This window comes from Streptomyces davaonensis JCM 4913, from assembly GCF_000349325.1.
In the GTDB taxonomy this organism is placed as follows: domain Bacteria; phylum Actinomycetota; class Actinomycetes; order Streptomycetales; family Streptomycetaceae; genus Streptomyces; species Streptomyces davaonensis.
The window spans coordinates 6,445,745-6,457,433 of record NC_020504.1 but is presented as its reverse complement, the minus strand read 5'-3'; the positions used below and the strand labels follow the sequence as shown (position 1 = coordinate 6,457,433).

The window sequence follows — 11,689 nt, the reverse complement described above, 5'->3', positions numbered from 1 at the left end:
GGAGTCATCTTCCGCTAGCAGGGCGCCCCTCCGGGAGACAGCGAGGGAGCCGAAGGGCGCGCCGGTGTCGAGAGGTCGAGCGCGCGGAGGCCCGAAGGGCTGAGCACGATCGTCCTCTCGACACCGGCATCAAGCGCCCGTAGGCGACCGAGCCATCAAAGGTGCGGGGCGCCCTTTGTCGGCTAATGGGCGGCCGCGGTCATCCGCTCCGGTTCCTTCGGCGGTACGGGGTGCTCGGGCTCCTTGGACAGGGCGCCCGGCCACCACACCTTGCGGCGCAGGGCGACGCTCGCGCTGGTCACCAGGTAGGTGCGGACCAGGAAGGTGTCGAGGAGCACACCGACCGCGATGACGAAGCCGAGCTCGACGAGCTGGACCATCGGCATGTTGGTGAGCACCGCGAAGGTGGCGGCGAGGACCAGACCCGCGGAGGCGATGACCCCGCCGGTGGTGCGCAGCGCGGTGAGCGCGGCTACGTCCGGTTCGGCGCCGTTCAGGGACTCCTCGCGCATCCGGTGCATCAGGAAGATGCCGTAGTCGACGCCGAGGGCGACCAGGAAGACGAAGGAGAGCAGTCCGAGCCCCGGGTCCGTGCCCTCGAAGCCGAACAGCGGCTCGAAGACGAGCCCGCCGATGCCGAGGGCGGCACCCCAGACCGCGACCACGGCGACGACCAGGATCAGCGGCGCGACGACCGAGCGCAGCAGGGCAATCAGAATCAGCAGCACCGACACCAGCACGATCGGCACGACGATCAACCGGTCCCGGGCGTTGGTGTCCTTCAGGTCGATCTGCTCGGCACTGGGCCCGCCGACATAGGAGCCGTCGAGCCGGTCCCGCAGGTCCTCGATGGTCGCCGTCTCCCCCGCGGACTGCGGCGCGTTCTTGGCGATGACGGAGATCTCGGCCCAGCCGCCTCCGCTGCGCCCCTGCTCCGCGCTGTCGACTCCCTCGGTGTCCCGGATCTCGGCGAGGGTGGCCGCGGCCCGGTCGGCCGGCGTGATGACGGAGATGGCCTGGGTACCGCGCTCGGGATAGGCGGCGGCCAGCGTCTCCATCGCGGCGACCGCGTCGGGCTTGCTGGTGAAGGAGTCCTCCTGCTTGAGGTTGCCGGGCAGGTTGAACGTGCCGAGCGCCAGCGCGCCGAGGAGCACACCACCGCCGACGAGCACGGCCACCGGGCGGCGCCCCGCGGAGCTGCCCATCGCGGCGAACAGCGACCGGCGGGCCTTGGGGGTGCTGCCGTAGCGCGGGATCAGCGGCCAGAACACGCGGCGGCCGAGCAGCACGAGTACGGCGGGCAGCAGCGTCAGCATCGCGACCAGCGCGCACAGCACACCGACGGTGCCGAGCGGGCCCATGCCCCGGCTGGAGTTGAGGTCGGCGGCGAGCAGACACAGCAGTCCGGCGGCGACGGTCCCGGAGGAGGCGAGCACGGCGGGCCCGCAGCCCCTCAGCGCGGCGACCATGGCCTCGTAGGGCCGCTCGATGCGCCGCAGCTCTTCCCTGTACCGAGATACAAGCAACAGCGCGTAATCAGTCCCCGCCCCGAAGACAAGGATCGTCATGATCCCGGAGCTCTGGCCGGAAACCGACGTACCGAACCACTGGTTGAGCCCGTAAGCGACGCCCATGGACAGGTAGTTGGCGACCCCGGCGACGACGAGCGGCACGAGCCAGAGGAAGGGACTGCGATAAATGAGGATCAACAACAGCGCGACGACGGCGACGGTCGTGTACAGCAGTGGTCCGTCAAGCGAGTTGTAGACCTCGGAGGCATCGGTGGCCAGCGCCCCTTCACCACCGACCTCAACACTCAGCCCATCCTGCCCCTTCGCAACATCCCGCACGGCATTGACCAGCTCATCGCGAGCCTTCTCATCCGTACCGGGCTCGTTGCTGGCCACGGGATACATGAGCGTGGATCCGTCCTTGGACGGCACCCCGACCGGCTCGGCGACGAGCCGATGCGCACCCGCGATCTCCTCGATCTGCCCGGCGGCGGTAGCCCGGTCAGCCTCGGTCAACCCCCCGTCCCGCTGATAGACCACCACCATCTGCGTGGTCTCACCACCGGGCAACTGGTCCTGGATCTTGGCAACCTGGGTGGAGTCAGCACTGGCGGGCAGATAGTCGACGGCCCGGTCCCGCTGCACATCGGCCAGCTTCGACGAGAACGGCGAGGCAATCGCCAGCACGACGATCCACAGCCCGAGCATGACCCAGGGCACGGCACGCCGCCGCCCCCGATCAGAAGTCCTTGCGGCCCCCATGAGCGGGCCTCCCTCCGTTACGTGTCGTCCGGTTCGGGTTCCAGACTTCCGCGGGAAGGGGCTGTGTTCGTCGGGCGGCAGGGCGAGTTGGGAGATACTTCCAGGGGTGGCACGGGGGGTGCTTTACTCCCCCGGGAGTACCGGCATGTACTCGGGAGAGCGCACTCATGGTGACACTGACCGTCCTGTTCGTGCACGGTACGGGTGTGCGCGAACCCGACTACAGCGACGCTCTGCGACGCATCCGGAACGGTCTCGCCAAGCTGCGGCCCGACGTCAGGGTGGAGCCCTGCGACTGGGGTTCGGCACTCGGATCGCATCTGCGGGCCGGGGGCGTGTCGATCCCGGGCTTCGTCGAGCAGGGCGGCCGGGGACCGGACGAGCCCGACCCCCGGGATCAGGCGATCGCCCAGTGGGCGCTGCTGTACATCAACCCGTTCGCGGAACTGGAGTTGGCCGCCCTCGCCGCACCGGCGGATCCCGGCGGCTTCGTGCCCGGTGTCGTCCCGCCCGGGGACGCGCTGCTGAGCGCGCTGGCCGGGCTCCCCGCCGACGACACCGTACGCGCGGCGTGGGAGCGGTCCGGGATCGGCGTGCCGCTGACGGAGGCGGTGGCGGCGCTGGCCGCGGCGCCCGCGCTGCGCCGAGCCACGGAGCGGGACCCCCATGCCCTGCCCCGGCTCACGGCCAGGGCGCTGGTGGCGTACGCGCTGGGCCGCGGTGAGACCCCAATCGTGGCGGCGGCCGAGCGGGACGCGCTCACGGAGCTGCTCACCGACGCCCTCGGCGGTGACGTGCGGGGTGTCCCGGAGGCGGTGGCGGCCGCCGCCCGGCTCTCCGCGCGGCTCTTCGAGAGCCTCGGCGGTTCCCGGGTCGTGGTGGCTCGCCGGACCGCGTGGAGCGAGCGCAAGGTGGGGTTCTTCGGCGACATCGTGCGCTATCTGGTGCGGGGCGAGGCGGTGCGGGCCTTAGTCGCGGAGCGGGTGCGGGCCCAGCCAGGGCCGGTGGTGCTGCTCGGCCACAGCCTGGGCGGCATCGTCTGCTTCGACCTGCTGGCCTCCGGCGTCCTCCTCGACGGCGCCGAACAGGGCCCGGGCGCCCGGCCCGCCGAAGTCGCCGGCCTGCTCACCGTCGGCTCCCAAGCACCGCTGCTGCACGAGCTGGACGCGCTGCCCTCACTGCGGTTCGGCACCTCCCTGCCGCCCGGCTTCCCGCCCTGGGTGAATGTGTACGACCGTCGCGACATGCTCGCCTTCCTGGCCGCCGAGGTCTTCCGGCCCGCCGGGGCGGATGTGCTGGACGTGGCGGTCGACAACAGCGAGCCGGTCTCGGCCGCGCACGGCGCCTACTGGGACAACCAGCACGTCCACCAGGTGATGTGCGAGCTGCTGGACCGGGTCGCCCCGCCCTGAGCCCCGGTTGCCCGGCCGGGCAGTCCGACCAGCACTCCCACCGCAGCAGGTACGAAGGGACACGCGCGTGACAGGGCGCAGATTCGACGAGGTCGAGTTGGACCTCATCGGGAAGATCGTGGCGGTGCTGGAGGAGCCCGCCGGCGGGCTGATGGACGACGCGGCGCGCAGGCTCTGGCGGCATCGGATGAACAAACAGGTCGACGCGTTGCCCCAGGACTCCTATGCGGTGCCTCATGTGGAGTTCGCCGGCGTCGTCGGCGCCTGTGCCGAGCAGGACGCGCTGGAGCCCCTGATCGACGTGATCCGCCTCGTCGCCCCTCTGCTGGAGCGGCACTTGAGGCCACTGGTCGACGAGTGGCAGGCCCATCAGTTCTACCGTGGCCGCGACTGGGGACCGCTGCGTGAGGCGCTTCAGCAGCCGCTGACCGAACCGGCGGACCTGGCGGACCTGTTCGCCTCCGCCTCCGGGGGCCGACGGCGCCTGCCCGCCCACTGCACCACGCCCTGGCAGGCGTTCGTGAACCTGGCGGACCTCAACGCTCCGGCGGGCGGCACACCGCCGAGCATGCTCTTCCTCGAACGCCTCACCCGCTGCCCGGAACTGGCCACGGCCGCAGCCTCCATACGCGCCTGGAACGCTCACTTCGCCGCCGCATGGAACCTGTCCGACCCGTACCCGAGCCCGGAGGCAGCTCCCCTCCCCGCCCCCGAGGACCCCGCGAAGCCTCCGTCGGCCGAGCCCCGGCCCCTGATCCGCGTCTACATCTGCGTGACTCCCGACCGCGCCCCGCAGCGCCGCCGCGTCCCGCGCTACCACGTGACCGTCGCCGTGAAGTACGCGGACTCGCCCGCCCTGCACCGCGAACCGGAGCCGGAACCACAGGCATCGGTCACCCGTGACCGGCTCAACGTCCGGGTCGCCGAGCTGCTGAGCCGGGTGGCGGCCTCGTGGCACAACCGCTCCGACCCTGTCGCGCTGGACTTCTTCCTGCCGTTGGAACTGCTCGACGAGCCCGTCGAATGGTGGAACAGAAACCCGGCACGTGGCTTCGACAACCCGCTGCTGAACGCCTACGAAGTGACCGTGCACAGCCTCGAACGAGTGCAGCGGCAGGAGTTCCATCGGGCTTGGCGGGAACGCCACGCCCGATGGAAGCGGCAGCAGGCGAACGGCGGCAGCGGCTCTTCCCACGCGCCCGGCGGGGTGCACGTGTGCGTCCTGGATCCGCCGGTCGCCGACCCCGCGCATCTGAGCCGGCTGGACGCTGTTGTCGGCTACAACGATGATGTGGTCGCCATGATGCTGTGCGAAGTCCCTTGGAAACAGGACACCTTGGGCGGCCAGGAGGTGAACCTCGCGCTTGAGTACGGGGTCTTCGTGTGGATCTACCATCGCGCGGACGGCTCGTCGCCGGCATGGCGCGTCGCGGTACGGGAAGCCGTGAACGAAGTCGGACTGGCCGGCATTCCCCAGCTCGCCCACCAGTGGAAGGCCGACGCAGCCATGGACAGACCCGGCACACACGATCCGGCGGTGATCCGCTCACTGGTCGTGCTCTGGGACGACCCGGAACAACTGCTCGACGGCGGCCCGGCCGCACCGGCCACTTTCGTAGGGGGAACCTCATGAACGGCTCACCGGCGGGCGCGGGGCCCCTGTACCAGGGCACCGGCGCTCAAGTGCCGTACGCGCCCTACGAGGACAGGGAGTGGCCCGCCGGGCCGCCCTGGCGCACCTTCGCCACCGAGCCGAGGATGCCGGAACCGCCCGACGACGAGGAGGCCGACCGCAGACTGGGCCCGCCCGAGGTGAGGCGCACCCCGCTCCCGGAAGAGGTGCGCATGGTCAACGCCGCGCTGCTGCTGCGCCGCCCCCTTCTGGTCACCGGGCGCCCGGGCGTCGGCAAGTCGGGCCTCGCCTATCGCATCTCTCGGGAGCTGGGTCTGGGGCGGGTACTGCACTGGCCCATCACCAGCCGCACCACTTTGACGTCGGGCCTGTACGAGTACGACGCCATCGGCAGGGCCCAGGCGGCGAAGGAAGCCACGCACTCAGCGGAAGGAACCGGCGCCTTCGTCCAGCTCGGCCCGCTGGGCACGGCGCTGCTGCCCTACCGGCTGCCGCGCGTCCTGCTCATCGACGAACTCGACAAGTGCGACATCGACCTCCCCAACGACCTGCTGACCCTGTTCGAGGACGGCCGCTACGAGATCCCTCCCCTGGTCCGAGTGAAGCCGCAGGAACCCACGGCGCTCGTGCACACCACGGATCCGGGCGGCACCGCCGAGATCACCGCCGGCGTGGTGCGCTGCCACGCCTTCCCCGTCATCGTGATGACCTCCAACGGCGAACGCGAGTTCCCCGAGGCGTTCATGCGCCGCTGTCTGCGCCTCGACGTCCCCGACCCGGACGCGGCAGCGCTCGGTGAGATGGTGGCCGCCCACTTCGGCGACCGGCTGGGCAAGCGGCAACGGCAGCTGATCGACGACTTCCTGCACCGGAGCGGACAGGTGGGCGGACTCGCCGCCGACCAACTCCTCAACGCCGTTCACCTGGTGACGTCCGGCCACTACGCGCACCGGCCCGACGAGTGGGACGAGCTGCTCGAAGCCGTCTGGCACCCGCTGGGCGGTGAAGGGGCGGGCACGGCGTGACGCCCGGCCGGGACCGGCCCGGTCCCCGGGAGCTCGCCGACGCGCTGTGGCTGGCGAGCGAACACGGCTGGCTGGTCGGGCCGATGGACGGCATCGGTGCCGGTACCGACGCCCCCACGCCCCCTGGCAGCGCGAGCCCCGCCCCCTCGGCGGGCTCCTCCACAGCACGCACGGGCGCCGAGACCGACGTACCTCCCCCGGCCCCGGACAAGCCGACCACACCCACCAGCACCCCGCGCCCCCGCTCCAGCCACCCCGCCGAGCCCACCGCAGCCCTCTCCCCCGCAGCCACCGCACCCGACCCCGAATCCCGGCCCACCGACCGGGCGTTGGGCCGGGCGCTGCGTGCCTTCCGTACGACGGTGGCGTCGGCGCACGCCGCCGAGCTGGACGAGGAGGCCACGGCCGAGCTGATCGCGCCGGCGCCGTTCCTGCCGCCGGTGCTGCGGCCCGCGGCGGAGCGGCGCTGGCGGGCGGTGCTGGTGGTGGACAGCGCCCCGCGCATGGCGCTCTGGCACGACACTGTGGCCCGCTTCGCCCGGGTCGTGCGCGCCTACGGCGGCTTCCGGGACGTCATGGAACTGTCGCTGGACACGACCGACCCCGGGCAGGCGACCGTACGGCTTCCCGGCCCCGCCCGCACGGCCCGCCCCGCGGCGGCCCGCTCGCTCGTCGATCCCACGGGCCGCTCGGTCGTCTTCGTGCTGACCGACGGCGCTGCTCCAGCCTGGCGTTCGAGCGCCGCCCAGCGGCTGCTCGCCCGCTGGGGCCGGCGCCAGCCGGTGACAGTGCTGCACATGCTGCCGCAGCGCCTGTGGCACCGTACGGGACTGCATCCCTCGCGGATCGCACTGCGCTCGTCGGGACCGTGGACGGCGGGCCGACCGCCCGCCTGGGAGCCCGCCGAGGCCGTCTCCGCGGTGCTGCGCGCCAGAGCCGGCCTGGGTGCGGCCACTCCCGTGCCGGTACTGGAGGCGCGCCCGGAGTGGCTGGAACCCTGGGCCCGGTTCGTGGGTGGCGACGAACCCAGGGAGGTGGAGCTGGCGGCTGTGCTCACCACGGCGGAAGGGCGACCGGAAGCGCCGTACCTGCGGCCCGTACGAACCTTGGAGCCCATCGACCGGGTCGCGAAGTTCCGCGGCAGCGCCTCGCCCGAGGCGTTCGAGCTGGCGACGCATCTGGCTGCGATCCCGCTCGACCTGGCCACGATGACCGAGATCCAGCACCGCACACTGCCCCGCTCAAGTACCCAGCATCTGGCGGAGATCCTCCTCAGCGACCTGCTCTCCCTCCAACCGTCCCACCCTGTGGACCGGTTGGCCTTCGACGTGGACCCGGACGTGCGCGGGGAGTTGCTTGCCCACGGCTCACGAACCACCACCGAGCGGGCGATCGCGCAGGCCGCTGAGATGCTCGCACCGACGAGCACTGCGGCACAGAGTCTGCTGTCCTATCTTCGGGACGGGACGACCACCGTCGAACCCGCCGAGGGCGAGGACCAGGAGTTCAGGAACATCGAACGCGCGGTCCTGCACGCCCTGAGCGGCCCGCACGCCCGCCGGGCGCGGGAACTCGACGAACTGGAGACGACGGTTCCCGTCCCTGTATTGCCAGCCCCACTGGACGCCCCGGAAGAACACACGGCCGCTGCCTCAGCCGTGTCCGGGCGTACCGATCCAGGAGAGAACGACATGTCAGTGACTGCGCCCCCCGGGCCGGAGCAACGACCCGTCGAGCGTGACCCGAATCGGGTCGGGCCCGCGGTCTGGGGGAACGTGCCGCCGCGGAACGCCGCTTTCACCGGTCGAGAGCAACTGCTGGAGGAACTCCGGGAGTCGCTGTCCTCCGGGACGGCCGCCGTATTGCCGCAGGCCCTGCACGGCATGGGCGGGGTCGGCAAGTCACAGCTCGCCCTGGAGTATGTCTACCGGTACGCCTCCCAGTACGACCTGGTGTGGTGGATTCCCGCCGAGCAACGGAGCCTGATCCGGCAGGCTTTCATGGAACTCGCCGACCGCTTGGGGCTCTCGAACGCCCCGGCCCTTGCGGTTCCCGCCGTTCTGAACGCCTTGCGCACCGGGAACCCGTACGGCGACTGGCTCCTGGTCTTCGACAACGCCGACGGCCCGGAAGCAGTGCAGGACTTCATTCCGAGCAGGTTCGAGGGCGGCCCTGCGGGCGCGGTGATCGTGACCTCTCGCAACCCGCACTGGAACGTACTGGCCCGTCCCGTCGAGGTCGGGTTGTTCGGGCGGCAAGAGAGCGTGGCGCTGCTCCGGCGCCGAACCTCCGACATCACCGACGACGAGGCCGAGCTGCTCGCCGAGGCCCTCGGGGACCTTCCTCTCGCCGTGGAACAGGCATCGGTGTGGCGGGCCGAGACGGGGATGCCGCCCAAGGAGTACGTCCGGCTGCTCGAGGAGACCGGCGCGGAACTGATGGCATCCTCCCCACCGACGCAGTACGGAACCTCGATCGCGAGCGCGTGGGGCCTCTCACTGGACCGCCTCCAGGAGCAGAACCCGGGTGCCCTCCAACTCCTCCAGCTCTGCTCCCATCTCGCGCCGGAGCCCATCCCCCGGGCCTTCTTCACCGATCGGCTGGGGGAGTCCGTCGCGCCGGAACTCGATCGCATCGTCGGAGACCCTCTCAGGTTCGCCAGGGCCGTCCGGGAGATCAACCGCTTCTCTCTGGCCAGGATCAACTACTCGGCCAACACCATCCAGTTGCACCGGCTGGTCCAGGCCGCGCTCCGGTCCCGTATGACCGATGAGGAGAACCAGCGCTTCCGGCACGGTGCTCATCTGCTGCTCGCGCGCAGCTTGGCGGGCGAGCCGCGCAACCCGCGCCATTGGCCGACGTACGCCACGCTGTTTCCCCATGTCCTCGCCTCACAAGCGCCGGAGTGCGCCGACCCCTGGGTGCGCCACCTCGTGCAGTCGTTGATCGAGTGGCTGATCCGGTCCGGGAATCACAACGTGGCTGTGGACCTTGCCCAGCAGGTCCACAGCGTCTGGCTGTCGAAGTTCGACGAGCATGACACGCAGACCCGAACCCTCGGCAGATTCCTGCGCCTGGCGCTTTGGCGTACGGGAAGCTACGCCGAGGCGGCGGATCTCGGCGAGCGCCTGGTGGCCCAATGGGAGGTGGACGATCCCGAGCAGGAACTCGAGGAGCATCTGACAGTCAAAGCCCAGACCTGCGACGACCTCAGGGTCCGCGGCGACTTCGGCGGCGCTCTGGAACTCGGCAAGGACATCCACGCCCGTGCCGAGCGTGCGTTCGGACCGGATGATCCCTTCACGTTGGAGTGCGTCTCGAACCTCGCGGTGTGTCTGCGCGCCAACGGGAACCTGCGGCCGGCACTGAACGTGGACGAGGACACCTGGCGGCTCCGCGTGGAGATCCTCGGCGCCGGGGACTCCCTCACCCTGTCCTCCCAGGCGGCGGTCGCGTGGGGACTCCAGGAACTGGGCCGGTACCGAGAAGCGCTGCAAACGTACGAGGAGGTCGTGGCGCAGGCCCAGGAGCTGTACGGGGAATCACATCCGACGACGCTGCGGTTTGTCGTACAGCAGGCCGTGGCCCTGCGCAGGGTCGGCCGGTTCGGCGAGGCGTTGCAGCGGACCCGCCTCGCTCTCGACGCGCTGACCAAGTCGTACGGCGAACAGGCCCCCGACACACTCCACGCCACCCTCACTCACTCCATCGACCTGCGGCACAACGGGCACTTCGCGGAAGCCGAGGCCCTGGCCCGACGCGCTCGCGACCGATACACGCAGACGCTGGGGGCGCGGCATCCGCAGGCCCTGTCCGCCGAGGCCGGCCTCGCTGTGACTCTGCGGCTGTCGGGCCGGACGGACGAGGCGCGCCGGCTTGAGGAGTCAGTGCACCAGCAGTTCAGGGACACACTCGGCGACTCCCATCCCTACACCCTCTACTCCGCGATGAACCTGGCCAATCTCCTGTTCGAGCAGGACGATCCGAGCGGCGCGCAGGCCCTGGACGAATGGGCCATCGGTCCGATGCAGGAGGTGCTCGGCGAGACGCACCCCATGACGCTCGTCCTGCGCGCGAACCTGGCGATGGATCTGCGCACCCTGGGCGGCCGCAGGGACGAGGCCTCAAGGCTGCACACACAGGCCCTGCGCCAGCTCCGGGAGGTCCTCGGCACGACCCACCCCGCGTACCTGAACGCCCAGGCCAGGCGCCGGACCATCGCCGACATCGACCCGATGCCGCTATGACCCCGCCGTGAACCACTCCGGGTAGTCCCGCAGCACGGCTTCGAGATCCTCGAGTGCGGTCGTCCCCGCGTCCAGAAGCGAAATGGCCGCCCACAGGTGGCCGAGCCCGTTCTCGAAGAGGACGCAGGTGCCGATCAGCTCCAGGATCTCGATCCGGGCGACCGAGTTGCGCGGCACGGAGGAGGAGATCACCGAGGGCAGTCGCGCGATGACGGCGGCCCGCGTCCCAGGGTCACGCATGACGGGTACGGCGTACAGCGCCTCGCACAACCGGCGCTCGTCGGCGAGATCCGGCCGTCTGCGGGGCGCGGTCCGCCTCGCCTCGGTGCGGCCCGACTCCCCGGCGTTGTCGAACCACAGCGACGTCGGCACACCGTCCCCCGCTCCCTGGAACCGCTTACGGAGAGCGGCCGCCAGCTGTGCCGTGTCGTGCCGCAACTCCGGCTGCGTCCGCAGCAGTTCGAGCACGGTGCGGCTGAACAGGCCGGAGGCCGCGCCCGTGCCCGCCCGGCGCTGTCCGGCGGTCTTCCCAGGCCCGCACGCGAACAGCACCCGCTGTCTCACTTCGGCCCGCAGCCGTCCCCGCGGCACCGAGTCCGGTCGCAGCGCGTTGCCCGCGGTGGCCGCGTCCACGAAGGTCTGGCAGGCGTCCGCCACCCACAGCTGCCGGGGGTGGGAGGGGGCGAGGTCGGAGCGGAAGGCGGCGAGGAAGGCGTTCAGGTCGAGGCAGCGCAGGTCGTCCGTCCGCGCGTCGGCGTACACCAGCCGCGGGTGCCCGTCCAGGTCGGTCAGACCGTGCCCGGCCCAGGCGACGAACAGCCAGTCGCTCCCCGTCGGCCCGACCTCCCGCAACAGCGTCCGGTGCACGTGCTCGCGCTCCGCGGGCCGCCGGCACACCCCGGCGTCCTTGAGCAGTGCCTCGTTCCGCGGCAGCGGGGAGGCCAGGACGGTGATCGCCTCCGGGCGGAGTCCCGCCCCGAGCAGCCAGTCACGGTAAGCCAGGATGTCCCGAACCGGCCCGTCCAGGCTCCATCCGCTCGCGTACGACTCGACCGCCACCAGCACCGCCCGGCCACGCGCCGGAGCCCCCGCGTCCACA

The 11,689-nt window shown here is 71.2% G+C and carries 6 protein-coding genes; 4 read left to right on the top strand and 2 right to left on the bottom strand.

Translation table 11 applies throughout. The annotated features are described in order from the left end of the window. Positions 1 to 182: 182 nt before the first annotated feature. Positions 183 to 2,273 (bottom strand): MMPL family transporter, encoded by a 2,091-nt coding sequence (locus BN159_RS28600; RefSeq protein WP_015660492.1) that lies wholly within the window; start codon positions 2,271 to 2,273, stop codon positions 183 to 185. A gap of 167 nt (positions 2,274 to 2,440) precedes the next feature. On the opposite strand from BN159_RS28600, the gene BN159_RS28595 reads away from it, so the two are divergent. From BN159_RS28595 to fxsT, 4 genes are all read left to right on the top strand, one after another. Further along, positions 2,441 to 3,685 (top strand): alpha/beta fold hydrolase, encoded by a 1,245-nt coding sequence (locus tag BN159_RS28595; protein WP_015660491.1) that lies wholly within the window; start codon positions 2,441 to 2,443, stop codon positions 3,683 to 3,685. A gap of 67 nt (positions 3,686 to 3,752) precedes the next feature. Beyond that, positions 3,753 to 5,318, top strand: coding sequence for a VMAP-C domain-containing protein (locus tag BN159_RS28590; RefSeq protein WP_015660490.1), 1,566 nt, complete (start codon positions 3,753 to 3,755; stop codon positions 5,316 to 5,318). Then, positions 5,315 to 6,343, top strand: coding sequence for an AAA family ATPase (locus tag BN159_RS28585; RefSeq protein ID WP_015660489.1), 1,029 nt, complete (start codon positions 5,315 to 5,317; stop codon positions 6,341 to 6,343). Before BN159_RS28590 ends, BN159_RS28585 begins: the two co-directional genes overlap by 4 nt. Continuing rightward, positions 6,340 to 10,590: an FxSxx-COOH system tetratricopeptide repeat protein gene (gene fxsT / locus BN159_RS28580; RefSeq protein ID WP_015660488.1), complete on the top strand. Its 4,251-nt coding sequence runs from the start codon at positions 6,340 to 6,342 to the stop codon at positions 10,588 to 10,590. Before BN159_RS28585 ends, fxsT begins: the two co-directional genes overlap by 4 nt. On the opposite strand, the gene BN159_RS28575 is transcribed toward fxsT, so the two are convergent. Continuing rightward, complete coding sequence (locus tag BN159_RS28575) at positions 10,585 to 11,688, bottom strand: effector-associated domain 2-containing protein (protein WP_015660487.1); 1,104 nt, start codon at positions 11,686 to 11,688, stop codon at positions 10,585 to 10,587. The two genes, fxsT and BN159_RS28575, sit on opposite strands and share 6 nt — an antisense overlap. Position 11,689: the final 1 nt, after the last annotated feature.

Coding starts and splice junctions, on each gene's coding strand:
- BN159_RS28595 (WP_015660491.1), top strand. CDS start 2,441: ATGGTGACACTGACCGTCCTGTTCGTGCACGGTACGGGTGTGCGCGAA.
- BN159_RS28600 (WP_015660492.1), bottom strand. CDS start 2,273: ATGGGGGCCGCAAGGACTTCTGATCGGGGGCGGCGGCGTGCCGTGCCC.
- BN159_RS28585 (WP_015660489.1), top strand. CDS start 5,315: ATGAACGGCTCACCGGCGGGCGCGGGGCCCCTGTACCAGGGCACCGGC.